Source organism: Streptomyces sp. BPTC-684, assembly GCF_030028635.1.
GTDB classification, from domain to species: domain Bacteria; phylum Actinomycetota; class Actinomycetes; order Streptomycetales; family Streptomycetaceae; genus Streptomyces; species Streptomyces noboritoensis.
Genome location: NZ_CP124863.1, coordinates 4,571,541 through 4,587,011 on the forward strand (window position 1 = coordinate 4,571,541; position 15,471 = coordinate 4,587,011).

Consider the following 15,471-nt stretch of genomic DNA (forward strand, 5'->3'; position numbering starts at 1 on the left):
GGGTGCGCTTTCGTCCGCGGGCCGGTGGCGGGCTGGTCGCGCAGTTCCCCGCGCCCCTGAGATGCGCCCCTTCGGGGCGCCCAGGGGATTGCCGCGCAGCGGCATTTTCAGGGGCGCGGGGAACTGCGCGACCAGCCCGCCACCGGCCCGCAGATGAACGCGAAACCTTATTCGCCCTTGGCCGAGACCAGGCCCTGAAGGCGATTGATCACCGTGATAGGGCCCCGCCCCGTCGACGGGACGAGCGCGGCGTCATCAGATACCCGCTCCTTCGTCACCGTAGACCGGGCCTCCCCGGTCATCAGCGCCCGAACATCCGCGTTGATGTTCAGACGTACACCCTTCGCCGCCGTCTGCCTCTCGAAGTGCCGCGTACCGAAGAAGACGAGCGCGCCGCCATCCCGCGTCCGCAGAGCGAGCGGCGCGAAGTCGCCGCCGTCCAGCGGCTGGTCCACGTACTGCGTGGAAAGACCCGGCAGCACCGCGTTCTTCTTGCGCTGCTCGCGCCACAGCGTGGTGTGCGGGCCGGGCGCGAACGCCTCGGGGCGGCCGGTGCGCAGATACGACACGTACTGCTCGCTCAGATCCTTCGGCGCCACCGCGAGCCCGGTGTCGTCCGGCCGTACGGGCTCGGCGAAGCCGTCCTTGTCGGCCGCGAAGGAAGGGACGTCCTTGGGGGCCAGGACCGAGAGGTGGGCCGCCTTCCAGACGTCGCCGACCCCGCCGCGTACGAACACCAGCAGCCAGCGCGTGTCGTCCGGGCCGGAGTCCCTGTCCCGGTTGGAGTCGGTGTCGGCGACGAACCAGCGCGGCCAGCCCGCCTTCCTGGGTATCGAGAACTTCGCGTCCGTCAGCTCCAGCGGCACGTGCTGCGGGTTGCCGCCCGGGTCGGTGACGTGCCGGGCCTTGAGGCCCGCCTGGTTGACCGCCCCGAGCGGACCGGTGACCCGGCCCGCGTCGAGGGCCGGGTCGAAGGCCTTGTCGGCCTTGTTGTACGCGTCCGTGAAGTCCCTGAGCGCCTGTGCGGCCTCAGCCCTGGTCGCCGACGGTACTACTTCCCGCTCGCCGTGCACCGTCACGCAGCCGCTCGCCGTCACCGTCAGTACGGTCACCGCCGCGAGCGCCGCCGTCAGCCGACTCACCCTGCTCATGGACTGCCTTCTGCCCCTCGTCCTTCTTGGCCGCCGCCGCGGGAGCGGAGCTCCTCACGGACTTCGCGAACCCTACCGGGGCGAAGAACAGCGCGAGCGTGGGGATGAGGTACAGCGCCCACACCGTGACCTGGAGGACGGTCGGGTCGGGCTGGAAGTTGAGGACGCCCTTGAGGACCGTGCCGTACCAGCTGTCCGGCGGGATCGTGGAGCTGATGTCGAACGCCAGGTTCTTGATGCCGGGAACGAAGTCGGCTTCCTGCAGGTCGTGCACGCCGTACGCGAGCACGCCCGCCGCGACCACGACCAGCATCGCGCCGGTCCAGGTGAAGAACTTCGCCAGGTTGATCTTGAGCGCGCCCCGGTAGAAGAGCCAGCCGAGGAACACCGCGGTGGCGAGTCCGAGGAGCGCGCCGATCAGCGGGTCGGTGTTGCCGTTCTCGGACCCGGCCGCGTGCACCGACGTCCAGACGAACAGCGAGGTCTCCAGGCCCTCCCGGCCCACCGCCAGGAACGCGGTGGCGACCAGGGCGCCGGTGCCGAGCCGCAGCGCCGCGTCCAGCTTGCCCTGGAGCTCGGACTTCAGGAACCGCGCGGTGCGCCGCATCCAGAAGACCATCCAGGTCACCAGGCAGACGGCGACGACCGACAGCGAGCCGCCGAGCGCCTCCTGGGCCTTGAACGTCATCTCCTGCGAGCCGAACTCCAGGCCCGCGCCGAAGCCAAGGGCGACCAGGACGGCCACGGAGACGCCGATCCAGATCGGCCGCAGCGCCTCGCGGTGACCCGTCTTGACCAGGTAGGCGACGAGGATGCAGACGACCAGACTGGCTTCCAGACCCTCGCGCAGGCCGATCAGATAATTGCCGAACATTAGTTTCCCCTCAGCCCTCGGCCGATCAGCTGAACAGTGCCCGGCCCCACCAGTCGTCCTTGTCGCGGACGCCCGGCGGGACGGCGAAAATCGCCGAACTCACGTGCTGGATGTACTCGTTGAGTGCGTCCTGGCGCGCCAGGCTGCGCTGCACCGGCAGGAAGCCCTTGCGGACGTCGCGCTGGTACGCGAGGAAGAACAGGCCCGCCTCCAGGCGGCCGAGGCCGTCCGTGCCGTCCGTGAAGGAGTAGCCGCGGCGCAGGATCGTTGCGCCACTGTTCGAGTCGGGGTGCGCGAGGCGCACGTGCGCGTCCGGCTTCATCGCCTTCAGGAACGGCTCGTCGCGCTCCTTGGCCTTGCCGACCGGGGCGCCCTCGCCCTTGTCGCGGCCGAAGATGTCCTCCTGCTCCGACAGCGGGGTGCGGTCCCAGGTCTCGATGTGCATCCGGATGCGGCGGGCCACCAGGTAGGAGCCGCCGGTCATCCAGGGCGAGCCGTCCTTCTCGCCGACCCAGACGTGCTTGTCCAGGGCGGCGGCGTCGGTGCCCGAGACGTTCCGGGTGCCGTCCTTGAAGCCCATCATGTTGCGCGGGGTCTGGGCGTCCGGCGTCGTCGAGGAGGTCTTGCCGAAGCCCAGCTGCGACCAGCGGATGGCGGTCTTGCCCATGCCGATCCGGGCCAGGTTGCGGATCGCGTGCACCGCGACCTGCGGGTCGTCCGCGCACGCCTGGACGCACAGGTCGCCGTCGCTGCGCGCGGGATCGAGGTTGTCGCCGGGGAACTTCTCGATGTCGACGAGCGCCTCGGGCCGCTTGCCCTCCAGGCCGAAGCGGCCCTTGGCGAACAGCGAGGGGCCGAAGCCGATGGTCAGGGTGAGCCGGGACGGCTTGAGGCCGAGCGCCTCGCCGGTGTCGTCCGGCGGCGCCTCGGCGAGCCCGCCGTAGGCGCCCTCGCCGACCGTCTGGCCCGCGGTCATCCGCGCGGCGGCGGCCGTCCAGTCCTTGAGGAGCTTGATCAGCTCGCCGCGGTCCTTGGTGGTCACGTCGAACGCGGCGAAGTGCAGCCGGTCCTGGACGGCGGTGGCGATACCGGCCTGGTGGGCGCCGTAGAAGGGCACGGCCGCGCCGGTGTCGGCGGCGGGCACCGCGTCACTGGTGTCGCTGCGCACCGCGGCGACGGCACCGCCGGCCGCGGCGGCGCCGAGCGCCAGGCCCGCACCGCCCCAGCCGAGCAGGGAACGGCGGGACGGGGCCGAGGACGTGGTGCCCCCGGCGGCGTCGGCGGTGGTGCCGGCGCCGGTGTCGGTCGTGTCGCTCATGGCGGAATCCCTCCTGTTCTGACTGCGTGCGGTGTTACTTGGCGACGGCCGCGGCGAGCTTGGAGAGCGGCTCGGCGAGCGCGTTCACCCCGTCCGCGAGCTGCTTGCGCTCGCCCGCGCCGACCTTGTCGTACGAGGTGAACTCGTACGAGTTCTTGTCGGTGCGGTACTTGTCGAGCTGGGCCTCGATCGCCGCGAACTGCTTGTCGAGCTCGGCGGTCAGCGCCGGGTCGTTCTTCGAGGCGACCGGCTTGAGCAGCTCGTACGCCTTCTGGGCGCCCTCGACGTTGGCCTTGAAGTCGACCAGGTCGGTGTGGCTGTAGCGCTCTTCCTCGCCGGTGACCTTGCCGGTGGCGACCTCGTCCAGGAGCTCCTTGGCGCCGTTGGCCATGGAGGTCGGGGTGATCTCGGCGGTGCCGACGCGCTTCTGCCAGTCCGCGATGTCCTTGGAGAGCTGGACGCCCAGCTTCTTCTCCTCGTCACCGATCTTGCCGTCGGCCCACAGCGCCTTCTCCAGGCGGTGCCAGCCGGTCCACGTCTGGCCCTTCTCCAGGCCGTCCTCGCGCACGTCCGTCTTCGGGTCGATGTCGCCGAAGGACTCCGCGACCGGCTCGGTGCGCTCCCAGCCGATGCGCGAGGGCGCGTACGCCTTCTTCGCGCCCTCGACGTCACCGGCGGCGATGGCGTCGGTGAAGGTCTTCAGCTTGGGCAGGGTGTCGTCGGCCTGCTGCTGCACATAGGTGCGGTAGGCGGCGACGGCCGCGTCCAGCTTCGGGTCGCGCTTGGGGGTCTGGGCGCCGCCGGTCACGGTGACCTTCTGGCGGATGCCGCTGCCCTTCATGCCGGGCTTGCAGGCGACCTCGTACGAGCCGGCCTTCACCTCGGCGGTGAGGTTCTGCTTCGTGCCCGGGCCGATGTTCTCGCGCTCGGCGACGATCCGGTCGTCCGGGAAGAGCAGATAGACCTCGGTGATCTTGGAGCCCTTGTTCTCGATGGAGAACTGCACGTGGCCGGCCGCGAACTCGGTCTTCGACAGCTTGCAGGCGTCGTCGGAGGCGGTGACCTGGATGGCACCGTCGGCGCTCTTGGAGTCGCTCTTCGAGGAGCAGCCCGTGACGGCGGCCAGCGCCGCGACGGTCGTGGCGGCGGTGACTACGGAGAGACGGACGGCTCGCATGCGGGCTCCACACTGGTTTCGGTCAGGGGGGTGAGGCGGACCTAACTTAACCGAGGCTTACCTGACCGATACCCATCGGGTAAGTGATTCAGCTCTCACCTCACCCCCGCTCTCGGCCGTCGATAACAGGCCAATCACAGGAAAGCCATGGTGGGGTCAAGGAACGGTCAAGCGGCGCTGCGTGGACCATGATCCACGGGTTTTGCCCCGGGCTCACACGCCTGCGCATGGCTGATTTCTTGCGCTCCCGCACGCTTCTTTGCGCCCCCGTGACTCCGTACGGACTCCCGTTTGGGCACCACCAGCGGAACCCCGGTCCCCGGGTGCGGGAAGACCTCCACCGGCTGTCGGTAGACCCGGCTCAGCAGCTCCTCGCGGAACACCTCGGCGGGCGCCCCCTCGGCCGCCACCGCGCCGGAGTGCAGTACGGCGACCCGGTCCGCGTACGCCGCCGCGAGCCCCAGGTCGTGCAGGACCACCACCACGGCGTCCCCCGCCCCGGCCCGCTCCCGGCACAGCCGCAGCACCAGCTCCTGGTGGCGCAGGTCGAGCGCGGCGGTCGGCTCGTCGAGCAGCAGCACCGGGGCGCGCTGGGCCAGCACCCGGGCCAGCGCCACCCGGGCGCGCTCGCCGCCGGAGAGCTCGGCGTACGGGCGGTCGGCGAATGCGGCGACCTCGGTGGCCGCCATGGCGGCCGCGACCACCGCGTCGTCTGTGTCTTCTGCGTCCGCCCCGCCGATCCCGGCCCAGGGTGCCCGGCCCATCCGCACCACTTCCTCGACCGGGAAGGGGAAGGAGAGCGCGGCGGACTGGGGGAGCACCGCGCGGCGCAGCGCCAGGTCGCCCGGGGACCAGGCGGCGAGCGGCCGCCCGGCGATCCGCACCTCGCCCCCGCAGACGGCGAGGTCCCCGGCGAGCGCCCCCAGCAGGGTCGACTTGCCCGCGCCGTTCGGCCCCACCAGCGCGAGCACCTCCCCGGCGCGGGCCCGGACGGACACCCCGTCGAGCACCGTCCGCCCGCCCAGGCGCACCCGCAGCCCGCGCGCCTCGGCCAGGACCTCGCCCGGGGCGGCGGCCCCGGGCACGCTCCTGCGGCGCGCCGCCGTGAACCGTACGAATCTCATGCCCAACCACCTTGTCCACGACGGGTCCTGCGCAGCAGCCAGAAGAAGAACGGGCTGCCGATGAGCGCGGTGAGCACGCCGAGGGGGAGCTCGGCGGGCGCGGCGGCGGTCCGGGCCGCGAGATCGCCCGCGACCAGCACCACCGCCCCGCCGAGCGCGCTCGCGGGCACCAGGAACCGGTGCCCGGGCCCGGCCGCCATCCGCAGCAGATGCGGCACGAGCAGCCCGACGAACGTGATGACCCCGGCCACCGCGACCGCGGCCGCCGTCAGCAGCGCGACCACCAGGACCAGGACGATCCGCAGCCGCTCCACGTCCACGCCCAGATGCCGGGCCGGGCGCTCGCCGAGCGCGAGCAGGTCCAGCTTGCGGGCGTAGAACGGGGCGACGGCCAGGCCGGCCGCCGCGCACGGCAGCACGGCCAGCACCTTGGGCCAGGTGGCCTGGGCGAGCGAACCGAGCTGCCAGAACGTGATCTGGGAGAGCTGCGCGCTGTCCGCGAAGAAGACGAACAGGCCGATGAGCGCGCCCGCGAAGGCGTTCACGGCGATGCCGGTGAGGATCAGCGTGACCACTTCCGTACGGCCGCCCGAGCGGGACAGGGCGTAGACGAGCAGGACGGTGACGAGCCCGGCGGCGAACGCGCAGAGCGTCACGGTCCAGTTGCCGAAGAAGTTCAGCCCGAGCGCGATCGAGCCGGCCGCGCCGACCGCCGCGCCCGAGGAGATCCCGATGACACCCGGCTCGGCGAGCGGATTGCCGAACACGCCCTGGGCGAGCGCCCCCGCGCACCCGAGCGAGGCCCCGACGAGCAGGGCGAGGACCACCCGGGGTAGTCGTACGTTCCAGAGCACGCTCTCGCCGACCCGGTCGAGCGGGTGCCCGCCGAGCCCCGCCCGGTGGCGGACCGAGCCGAGCACGTCGGAGAGGGGGATGTGGTACGCCCCGAGCCCGGCGGAGAGCAGGGCGAGCACGAGCAGGGCGGTGGCGAGGGCGACGGTGAGGGTCCAAGCGGCGGTGGACCGGCGGACCTTCGAGGCGGGCTCCCGCACCTCGGTGGCCGTGGAGGAGGAGGGCGCCGTCACTTGGCCCCCTTGTACAACTGGTCCACCAGCGACTTCAGGACCTGGTCGGTCCGGGGGCCGTAGTTGAGGAGCACGCCGTCGTCGATGGAGACGATCCGGCGGTCGAGCCCGGCCGGGGTCTGGGCGACGCCCGGGATCTTCAGCAGCCCGTCGACCCCGCCCACTGACTCAAGCCCCTTGCGCATCACGAGGATCGCGTCGGGTGCGGCTTTCACCAGTGCCTCGCTGGTGAGCGGGGTGAAGTCCTTGCGCAGCCCCGACTGCGCGCCCGCGTCGGCCGCGCCCGCCGCCTCCAGGAGCGAGGGCGCGCCCGACTCGGCGCCGCCGAGCAGATAGACGGCGGCCGTTCCGCGCAGATAGAGGAAGGCGACGCGCGGCTTCCTGCCGTCCGGCGCGGCCGGAACGCCCTTGCGCACGGCCGAGATCCGCTCCTCGGTCCGGGTGACGAGCTTGTGGCCCGCACCCGGTACGCCCAGGGCCCCGGCCACGGTCGTGATGCGGCGGCCCACGTCGGTGAGGCTCTTGGCGGGTGCGACCACCACGAGCGGGATCCCGGCGGCGCGGATCTGGCCGATCGCCTCGGCGGGTCCCGTCTCGGTGTCGGCGAGGACGAGGGTCGGCTTCAGGGAGAGCACGCTCTCGGCCGAGACGTCGTGGGCGCGGGTCACCACCGGCAGTTTCGCGGCCTGTTCGAAGGTGGCGGTGATGTCGCGGGCGACGACGTGTCCGCCCAGGCCGAGCGAGAAGACGATCTCGTTGAGCGAGCCGGTGAGCGGCACGATCCGGTCGGCGGAGGCCACTTCGACACGGCGGCCGTCGGCCGAGTCGACGGTGGCGGGGAGGTGCGGCGCCGCGATGTCCCGGGCGGCGAGCGGCTCGGCGCGGTCGGTTGAGGCGGCGGGGGCGGGCCCGTCGCCTTTCGCGCCACTGGTGCCGCAGCCCGTGAGGGCGAGTAGGGAGATCAGCGCGCCCGTGAGTAGTCGTGTCGTGCGTGTCGTTCGCACCGGGTGCACCGTCCTGTCGTCTGCGGATGGATCGGGGTGTGGCCTATTGACCAGGGGTTAGCTTAGGTTAGCCTTACCTAAGTCGCCAGCCCTTGAAGGGGTTCGTCATGCTGCCGTCCCGTTCCCTCGCGTCCGCCCTGCTCGCGGCCGTCCTCGGCGCCCTGCTCGTCCCGGTGGGTCCGGCGCACGCGGCGGACCGGACCGTGCGCGGCGGCAGGCTCGACTGGGGCGTCAGATCGTCCTTCCAGAGCTATGTCACCGGGCCGGTGGCGCACGGGAGTTGGAGCCTGCTCGGCGGGGCCGCCACGGTCGGCACCGGCCGGTTCCGGTTCCACTCGGCGGCGGGCTCGTACGACCCCGGCGGCGGGGCGCTCGACGCCGCCTTCTCCGGCGGGGTCCGCTTCACCGGACACCCCAAGGCCGACGGCTCGTACGAACTCGACCTGACCATCGCCCGCCCCACCGTCCGTATCTCCAGCGGCCGGGGCACGCTCTACGCCGACATGACCAGCCGGGCGAAGGGCACCGGCAAGGTCACCACGGCGAGCCAGGTACCGCTCGCCGCGCTGTCCCTGGGCGGCATCGACATGCGGGGCGGCGGTTCGCCCGTGGCGCTCACCGACGTGCCCGCGACGCTGACCTCGCAGGGGGCCGCGGCCTTCGCCGGGTACTACCCGGCCGGGACCGCGCTCGACCCGGTGAGTCTGTCGGTGGACACGCGGGCGGCGGACGCGCCGGCGAGCCCGACTCCCACGCCGTCGTCTCCTGCGCCTTCCCGTAGCGCGAGCGCCGGTTTCGCGGACGCGGCCGTCGACTGGGGTGTGCGCCGGACCTTCCGGGAGTACGTCACGGGGTCGGTCGCCCAGGGCGGCTGGACGCTGTCGGGCGGGGCCCAGGACGGCGGCGCGCTGTTCAGGTTCCCGCGCGGGCACGGCTCGTACGACGAGGAGAAGGGCACGCTCGACGCCTCGTTCGCGGGCGCGGTGCGGTTCGCGGGCGCCCACTTCTCGCTCACGCTCGACCGGATCGCGGTCAAGGTGGCGGACGGCCGGGGCACGCTCTCCTCGGCCGGGCGCCCCCTGATCACCTTCGCGGCGGGCCGACTCGCCCCGCGCGGCGGCCTGGTGGCCGTCACGGAGGCGCCCGCGACGCTCACGGCGGAGGGGGCGACGGTGTTCGGCGGGATGTACCCGGCGGGGACCGTCATGGACCCGGTGTCGCTCACCGTGGCCGTGGAGGGGGCGGCTCGGCTGCCGGCGCTGCCGGATGTGGGGAGCGGGGGGTCTGCGACGCCGTCGCCCTCGCCGGTTGCCCGGTCGGAGGCTGCCTCCCCCGACCACGGGCGGCTGTACCTCGGGCTGGTGGGCGCGGGTTTGCTCGCGGCGGTGGCGGTCGCTTTTGCGGTGCGGCGTTCTTCGTCTGCGGGCCGTCGTGGGCTGGTCGCGCAGTTCCCCGCGCCCCTAAAGGCGTCCGGGGATGCCATGAGCGGCCACACACGGCCCGCAGGCGGAGGCGCTCGGGAGCGGGGAGGTACGCCCGCGACGCCCTCCACAGCAGCCGACCCAGGCACCCACGCCGACACTCACCTCGACCCCGGCACCGATCCCGATCCCGGCACCGATCCCGGCACCGATCCCGGCACCGATCCCGGCACCGGCACCCGCCCCGACACCGACCCTGGCCCCGGCATCACCCAGAACTGACCGACTGACCGTCCCACCCCTCCCTCCATCCACCAAGGAGCCACCTGACCATGTCCGTCACCTCCCGTCTTCCTCGGTCCACCGCCCGTGCGACGGCGATCGCCGTCGTCTGTGCGGCCACCGCCGCCACGGTGTTGTCCGCCGCCCCCGCCCTCGCCGCGTCGAAAGTCGAGCTGAAGGGCGCCACGCTCGACTGGGGGTTCAAGGACAGCTTCCGTCGGTACGTCGGTGCGGGCGGCATCACGGTCGCGGACGGTGCCAAGCAGGCCCCCGGGAACGGGGTGTTCACGTTCGTGGACGGCACGGGTGCGTACGACACGTCCACGCACGCCAGTGCCACGGCCTTCAAGGGGAGCGTCCGGTTCTCGGCGCACGGAGGCGTCCTCGACATCAAACTGTCCGACCTGAAGGTGACCACGACCACCACGACCGGCGTCATCACCGCCGATGTGACCACCAAGGACGGCGGCAAGGACAAGACCGCCGACGACGTGCCGCTCGCCGACCTCGACCTGTCGCAGGTCAAGCCGTCGCAGGGCGCCGCGATGACCTTCAAGGACATCCCGGCCACCCTCACCGAGCAGGGCGCCGCCGCGTTCAACGGCAATTACAAGAAGGGGGAGAAGCTCGACCCGGCGACGCTGACGTTCCCGATGGGCGGCGACCCCACCAAGCCGGACCCCACCAAGCCGGACCCGACGAAGCCCAGCCCCACCCCCACCAAGCCGACGCCCACCAAGCCCACTCCCACCAAGCCCGCCCCGACCACCCCCGCCCCCACCTCCGACAAAGTCGTGAAGGCCAAGCTGAGCTGGGGGCTCAAGCAGTCGTGGCGCGCGTACATCGCCAGCGGCGGCAAGACCACCGTCTCCGAGGGAGCGACCGCCTCCAAGGACTCCTTCGGGTTCCCGCTCGACAAGGGTGAGTTGAAGGCCGACGCCCGCAAAGTGAACACCTCCTTCCGTGGCAACGTCCGCTTCACCTACGCGGCCCACGGCAACCTCGACATCGCCTTCGGTGCCGTACGGATAGAGGCGTCCGGCGCCAAGGGCGCCCTGTACGTCGACGTCACCACGCCCCAAGGGGTCAAGCGGAACGTCGAGTTCGCCTCCCTCGACCTCTCCCGGGCCGACTTCACGGCCCGCAAGGACGTGGTGCGGCTGACCGCCGTACCGGCGGCCTTCACCGCCGACGGCGCCGCCGTCTTCGCCCGGCCCGGCGAGCAGTCCCAGTACAAGGCGGGGGAGGCCATCGACCCGGTCACGGTCGCGCTGGGCCTGAGTGAGGGCGCGGACCTGGACACCGCCGCTGACACGGCGACGACGGGCGGCGGCGGTACGGCCGGGGGAACCGGCACCTCCGGAACCGCCGCCACCGCCGGCGGGAACGTCGGAGGCTCGACCACCGGCGGCTCCCTCGCCGCCACCGGCTCCTCCGCCCCGACCGGACCGCTGCTCGGCGCGGCGGGCGCGATCGCTGTGACCGGGGCGGCCGCCGTGTACGCGGCCCGCCGTCGGACCACCCTCGGCCGCGCCTGATCTCCACCCGCACCGCAGGGCCGCACCCTTTCCGAAGGGTGCGGCCCTGCGGCCGTCGTGGGTGTTGTTGAATGCCGGGGTGACGGAAAACGGCGTACCCGGCGTACTCATCGACGTACTCAGGGTCTTCTGCGGCCCCGACGGCCGCCACGGCAACGCCCTCGGCGTGGTGCGCGAGGGCTCCGCGCTGCCCGACGAGGCGGCCAGGCAGGCGCTGGCCAAGGAACTCGGCTTCAGCGAGACGGTGTTCGTGGACGACCCCGAGCGGGGCGCCGTCGACATCTACACGCCCGGTCTGCGGCTCCCGTTCGCGGGCCATCCGCTGGTCGGGGCGGCGTGGCTGCTCGACATCGACGTACTGGAACTGGCCGTGGGCGACGTCTTCGCGCGCCAGGACGGCGAGTTCACCTGGATCACGGCCCGCCCGGAGTGGGCCCCGCCGCGCACCCTGCGGCAGTACGCCTCGGCCGCCGAGGTCGACGCCCTGGACGTGCCCGAGCCGGGGGAGTGGGTCTACGCCTGGGGCTGGGAGGACGAGGCCGCCGGACGCGTCCGGGCGAGGGCGTTCCCCGGCCGAGGCGACGGAATCGAAGAGGACGAGGCAACAGGCGCGGCAGCCCTCCTCCTCACGTCCCAGCTGGGCCGAGCCCTCAACATCACCCAGGGCAAGGGCTCCCAACTACTCACGGCCCCGGGCCCGGACGACACGATCGAACTGGGCGGCCGAGTACGCCTTGAGGGCCCGCAGGGCCTTTAAGGGGCGCGGGGAACTGCGCGAGCAACCCAGCACGATCCGCAGACAAACCCCGGGCCGAAAAGGGGCGCGGGGAACTGCGCGACCAGCCACGCATGGTCCGCAGCCGAACGAGGACTGCTCACGCGCTCCGCGGGAACTCCTGCCCCAGCTCCCGGAAGACCGCGGTGTTCAGCGCGAACGCGCGCCTGCACTCGTCCACGATCCGCTGCTTCTCCAACTCGTCCACATCCACCGCATCCAGCAACTCCCGATACCCCCGCTTGAAAGCGGCCGGGTTGGGAATCGCCTCGAAAACGTAGAACCGCACACCGTCGCCCTTGCGCGCGAACCCCCACGTCTTCTCCGCCCGGTCACGGATGATCTGCCCACCGGACAGGTCACCGAGATACCGCGTGTAGTGGTGCGCCACATACCCCGCGGGCCAGGTCACGGCACACTCCCGCACCCGCGCCGCGTACGCCCGGGTCGAGGGGAGCGGGGTCGCGCCCCGCTGCCAGCCCTCGCCCCGCAGATGCGTGAGATCCCGCTCCAGCTCGGCCGTTCGCATCAGCTCGGGCCGTATGAACGGCCCCGCCACGGGGTCGTTCCGCAACGCGCCCGCGCCCTCCTCCAGGGCCTGGTACACGAACCACAGCTGCTCGGTGTAGCGCGCGTACGCGTCGACGCCGAGCCGCCCGCCGAGCAGGGCGCTCATGAAGCCGGAGTTCTCCGCCTCGGTGTGCTGTTCGTGCGACGCCGTGCGGATGAGGGTGGAGAAGGGCGTGTCCAAGGCGTGCCTCCGGGGACCGAGGGGGTACGGGAACCAGCACTGATCGGAACGGCTCGGAACAACGGAGCAGCACCGATCCCGCTACTTAGGCTCACCTAACTACTTAGGCTTACCTAAGTCAACTGGTTCCCGACGGCCTGTCGGTAAGCATGTACCCCCGGACACGGGGAATCGATCACGGCAGCGTGAGGATTTCCGCGCCCGTCTCCGTCACCACCAGCGTGTGCTCGAACTGGGCCGTCCGCTTGCGGTCGCGGGTGACGACCGTCCAGCCGTCCTCCCACATGTCGTACTCGTGCGTCCCCAGCGTCAGCATCGGCTCGATCGTGAAGGTCATCCCCGGCTTGATCACGGTGGTGGCGTGCGGCGCGTCGTAGTGCGGCACGATCAGGCCGGAGTGGAAGGCCGTGCTGATGCCGTGCCCGGTGAAGTCGCGCACGACGCCGTAGCCGAACCGCTTGGCGTACGACTCGATGACACGGCCGATGATGTTGATCTGGCGGCCGGGCTTGACGGCCTTGATGGCGCGGTTGAGCGACTCCCGGGTCCGCTCGACCAGGAGCTTCGACTCCTCGTCGACGTCGCCGCAGAAGTAGGTGGCGTTGTTGTCGCCGTGGACGCCGCCGATGTACGCGGTGACGTCGAGGTTCACGATGTCGCCGTCGTTCAGGACGGTGGAGTCCGGGATGCCGTGGCAGATGACCTCGTTGACCGAGCTGCACAGGGACTTCGGGAAGCCCCGGTACCCAAGCGTCGAGGGGTACGCGCCGTGGTCGCACATGTACTCGTGCGCGACCCGGTCGAGCTCGTCGGTGGTCACGCCGGGCGCGATGAGCTTGGCGGCCTCCTCCATCGCGCGGGCGGCGATGCGGCCCGCGACCCGCATGAGCTCAATCGTTTCGGCGGTCTGCACCTCTGGGCCGGTGTACGGCGTGGGCATGGGCTTCCCGACGTACTCGGGGCGTCGGATGTTCCCCGGGACGGAGCGGGTGGGAGAGAGCTCCCCTGGTACTAGCAGCGACTGGGCGGACATGCCGCCGAGTCTATCGAGCCGCGTTGGGGCAGCATGGTCGAGAAGGTCCGGAGCGCGGGCCGAGGAAGGAGCCTCCGCATGGCCCTGTTCAAGAAGCGCACGGCCGGCAAGCCGGGCGAGTGGTACTACTGCCTGGTCCACCAGAAGGTCGAGGAGGGCCCGGAGTGCCCGGCGAAGGACCGCTTCGGTCCCTACGGGTCCCGCGAGGAGGCCCAGCACGCGATGGAGACCGCCCAGGAGCGGAACCTGGAGTGGGACACGGACCCGAAGTGGCACGACAAGCAACCCGAGACGGGGGACTGAGGCCCCCGTATCCCCTGCTGGGGCTTCGCCCCAGGCCCCGTGCTTTGTCTGCGGACCAGCCCCCACGGCCCGCAGCCGAAACGGGGGTTCGGGGCGAAGCCCCGAGGGGGCCCGGGGCACAGCCCGGTGCAAGAGTTGCCCCGTCACCACCGAGCCGGCGGTGGCGCCGTCAGCTGGTCCGCCAAGCGGGACAGCCGGTCGCGGAACCCCCGCCGCCCCCGCTGCACCGGCAGCCCGTTCTCCCCCGCCGCCGCGCTCACCAGGTGCTGCACCGTGTCCAGGTCCACCTCCGCGCCCGGCGGCACCGTCAGCGACTCGTGGACCAGGCCCCGCACCTCCGGGTCGCCCCCGTCGAGGGCCAGGACCCGCGCCCCGGCCCGCCGGGCGTCGTGCACCCGCTCCAGGAGGCCGCCGTCCGGCCGCTCCGGCGCCACCACGAGCAGGGTCTCGCCCCGCCCGGCCGCCGCCAGGCGCCCCAGTCCTACGGACAGGTGAGGGCCGCGGCCCGGCTCGACCCGGTGGCGTACGAGCGTGGGGGTGAGCTCGGGAACCCCCGACCAGGCCGCCTCGTCGGTCAGGTGCGCCGCCAGGTGCCACGGCTCGTACGCCTCGGTCCCCACAAGCAGCAGCCCCCCGCCGTTCGGCACCACCGACCCCCGCAGCACCCCCGCGAACCGGCGGGTGCCCCGCAGCCACTCCGTCCCCGCGAGGACTTCCCGCAACAGTGCGACGCGTACGGCATCCATGGCCCGGCATCCTGCCGCACCGCGCGCCCCGGCGGGCCGCGATCGTCACTCCTCACCCGAACGGGAGCAGGCACACCAGGGCCCTACCTCCCGGTAGGGCCCGGCGTAAGGTCGGCTCCATGACTTCCACTGACAGTGCTGAGAACACCCCGAAGCCCGCCGCCAAGGACCCCTGGGACCTGCCCGACGTCTCCGGCCTGGTCGTCGGCGTGCTCGGTGGCACCGGCGACCAGGGCCGCGGGCTCGCCTACCGGCTGGCCCGGGCGGGCCAGAAGGTGATCATCGGCTCGCGGGCCGCCGAGCGCGCCCGGGCCGCCGCCGACGAGCTGGGCCTCGGTGTGGAGGGCGCGGACAACGCCGAGTGCGCGCGCCGCAGCGACATAGTGATCGTCGCGGTGCCGTGGGACGGGCACGCCAAGACGCTTGAGGCGCTGCGCGAGGAGCTCGCGGGCAAGCTCGTCGTCGACTGCGTCAACCCGCTGGGCTTCGACAAGAAGGGCGCGTACGCCCTCAAGCCCGAGGAGGGCAGCGCCGCCGAGCAGGCCGCCGCCCTGCTGCCTCACTCGCGGGTCACCGCCGCCTTCCACCACCTCTCGGCCGTGCTCCTCCAGGACGCCTCGATCGAGGAGATCGACACCGATGTGATGGTGCTCGGCGAGAGCCGCGCCGACACCGACCTGGTGCAGGCGCTGGCCGCCCGGATTCCCGGGATGCGTGGGGTTTTCGCGGGGCGGCTGCGCAACGCCCACCAGGTGGAGTCGCTCGTCGCCAACCTGATCTCGGTGAACCGCCGCTACAAGGCGCACGCCGGGCTGCGCGTGACCGACGTGTAGGTCCGTCCGGGGCATGGGGGACACTGGACGGGCATCAGCGCCGTACCCGGACAGGA

At 72.1% G+C, this 15,471-nt stretch carries 15 protein-coding genes; 5 read left to right on the forward strand and 10 right to left on the reverse strand.

Annotated elements, in window-relative coordinates; genetic code table 11:
- Positions 1-167: 167 nt before the first annotated feature.
- The 7 genes from QIY60_RS20215 to QIY60_RS20245 form a co-directional block, all read right to left on the reverse strand.
- Entirely contained in the window at positions 168-1,142 is a 975-nt protein-coding gene (locus tag QIY60_RS20215) for a hypothetical protein (RefSeq protein ID WP_283146011.1), read from the reverse strand.
- Positions 1,030-2,025: an iron uptake transporter permease EfeU gene (efeU, locus tag QIY60_RS20220; protein WP_283143679.1), complete on the reverse strand. Its 996-nt coding sequence runs from the start codon at positions 2,023-2,025 to the stop codon at positions 1,030-1,032. Before efeU ends, QIY60_RS20215 begins: the two co-directional genes overlap by 113 nt.
- A gap of 25 nt (positions 2,026-2,050) precedes the next feature.
- The gene (gene efeB, locus QIY60_RS20225) at positions 2,051-3,343 is read right to left on the reverse strand and encodes an iron uptake transporter deferrochelatase/peroxidase subunit (protein ID WP_283143680.1); all 1,293 of its coding nucleotides are present in this window, start codon (positions 3,341-3,343) and stop codon (positions 2,051-2,053) included.
- Positions 3,344-3,377: 34 nt separating this feature from the next.
- Positions 3,378-4,520, reverse strand: a complete 1,143-nt coding sequence (gene efeO / locus QIY60_RS20230; protein WP_283143681.1) for an iron uptake system protein EfeO — start codon at positions 4,518-4,520, stop codon at positions 3,378-3,380.
- 167 nt (positions 4,521-4,687) lie between these two features.
- Entirely contained in the window at positions 4,688-5,644 is a 957-nt protein-coding gene (locus QIY60_RS20235; RefSeq protein WP_283143682.1) for a heme ABC transporter ATP-binding protein, read from the reverse strand.
- The gene (locus QIY60_RS20240) at positions 5,641-6,696 is read right to left on the reverse strand and encodes an iron ABC transporter permease (protein WP_283146012.1); all 1,056 of its coding nucleotides are present in this window, start codon (positions 6,694-6,696) and stop codon (positions 5,641-5,643) included. Before QIY60_RS20240 ends, QIY60_RS20235 begins: the two co-directional genes overlap by 4 nt.
- Before the next feature lie 29 nt (positions 6,697-6,725).
- The gene (locus QIY60_RS20245) at positions 6,726-7,733 is read right to left on the reverse strand and encodes an ABC transporter substrate-binding protein (protein WP_283143683.1); all 1,008 of its coding nucleotides are present in this window, start codon (positions 7,731-7,733) and stop codon (positions 6,726-6,728) included.
- 107 nt (positions 7,734-7,840) lie between these two features.
- On the opposite strand from QIY60_RS20245, the gene QIY60_RS20250 reads away from it, so the two are divergent.
- The 3 genes from QIY60_RS20250 to QIY60_RS20260 all read left to right on the forward strand — a co-directional run bounded on the left by QIY60_RS20250 (position 7,841) and on the right by QIY60_RS20260 (position 11,731).
- Positions 7,841-9,436, forward strand: a complete 1,596-nt coding sequence (locus QIY60_RS20250; protein WP_283143684.1) for an HtaA domain-containing protein — start codon at positions 7,841-7,843, stop codon at positions 9,434-9,436.
- Between the two features lie 50 nt (positions 9,437-9,486).
- Entirely contained in the window at positions 9,487-10,974 is a 1,488-nt protein-coding gene (locus tag QIY60_RS20255; protein ID WP_283143685.1) for an HtaA domain-containing protein, read from the forward strand.
- 79 nt (positions 10,975-11,053) lie between these two features.
- Positions 11,054-11,731: a PhzF family phenazine biosynthesis protein gene (locus QIY60_RS20260; RefSeq protein ID WP_283143686.1), complete on the forward strand. Its 678-nt coding sequence runs from the start codon at positions 11,054-11,056 to the stop codon at positions 11,729-11,731.
- Positions 11,732-11,849: 118 nt separating this feature from the next.
- Here QIY60_RS20260 and QIY60_RS20265 read toward each other — a convergent pair whose 3' ends face one another.
- Positions 11,850-12,500 carry a biliverdin-producing heme oxygenase gene (locus tag QIY60_RS20265; protein WP_283143687.1) on the reverse strand — a complete coding sequence of 217 codons (651 nt, stop codon included), beginning with the start codon at positions 12,498-12,500 and terminating at the stop codon, positions 11,850-11,852.
- Positions 12,501-12,675: 175 nt separating this feature from the next.
- Positions 12,676-13,533, reverse strand: coding sequence for a type I methionyl aminopeptidase (gene map / locus QIY60_RS20270; protein WP_101388082.1), 858 nt, complete (start codon positions 13,531-13,533; stop codon positions 12,676-12,678).
- A gap of 78 nt (positions 13,534-13,611) precedes the next feature.
- Between map and QIY60_RS20275 the strand changes: the two genes are divergently transcribed.
- Positions 13,612-13,836: a hypothetical protein gene (locus QIY60_RS20275; protein WP_283143688.1), complete on the forward strand. Its 225-nt coding sequence runs from the start codon at positions 13,612-13,614 to the stop codon at positions 13,834-13,836.
- Between the two features lie 143 nt (positions 13,837-13,979).
- Here the strand turns inward: QIY60_RS20275 and QIY60_RS20280 are convergent, their stop codons facing one another.
- Entirely contained in the window at positions 13,980-14,582 is a 603-nt protein-coding gene (locus tag QIY60_RS20280) for a hypothetical protein (RefSeq protein ID WP_283143689.1), read from the reverse strand.
- Between the two features lie 119 nt (positions 14,583-14,701).
- Here QIY60_RS20280 and npdG point away from each other — a divergent pair, with 119 nt between their 5' ends.
- Entirely contained in the window at positions 14,702-15,415 is a 714-nt protein-coding gene (gene npdG / locus QIY60_RS20285; RefSeq protein ID WP_283143690.1) for an NADPH-dependent F420 reductase, read from the forward strand.
- Positions 15,416-15,471: the final 56 nt, after the last annotated feature.

Coding starts and splice junctions, on each gene's coding strand:
- map (WP_101388082.1), bottom strand. CDS start 13,533: ATGTCCGCCCAGTCGCTGCTAGTACCAGGGGAGCTCTCTCCCACCCGC.
- QIY60_RS20250 (WP_283143684.1), top strand. CDS start 7,841: ATGCTGCCGTCCCGTTCCCTCGCGTCCGCCCTGCTCGCGGCCGTCCTC.
- QIY60_RS20255 (WP_283143685.1), top strand. CDS start 9,487: ATGTCCGTCACCTCCCGTCTTCCTCGGTCCACCGCCCGTGCGACGGCG.
- efeO (WP_283143681.1), bottom strand. CDS start 4,520: ATGCGAGCCGTCCGTCTCTCCGTAGTCACCGCCGCCACGACCGTCGCG.
- QIY60_RS20235 (WP_283143682.1), bottom strand. CDS start 5,644: ATGAGATTCGTACGGTTCACGGCGGCGCGCCGCAGGAGCGTGCCCGGG.
- efeU (WP_283143679.1), bottom strand. CDS start 2,025: ATGTTCGGCAATTATCTGATCGGCCTGCGCGAGGGTCTGGAAGCCAGT.
- QIY60_RS20275 (WP_283143688.1), top strand. CDS start 13,612: ATGGCCCTGTTCAAGAAGCGCACGGCCGGCAAGCCGGGCGAGTGGTAC.
- QIY60_RS20280 (WP_283143689.1), bottom strand. CDS start 14,582: ATGGATGCCGTACGCGTCGCACTGTTGCGGGAAGTCCTCGCGGGGACG.
- npdG (WP_283143690.1), top strand. CDS start 14,702: ATGACTTCCACTGACAGTGCTGAGAACACCCCGAAGCCCGCCGCCAAG.
- efeB (WP_283143680.1), bottom strand. CDS start 3,343: ATGAGCGACACGACCGACACCGGCGCCGGCACCACCGCCGACGCCGCC.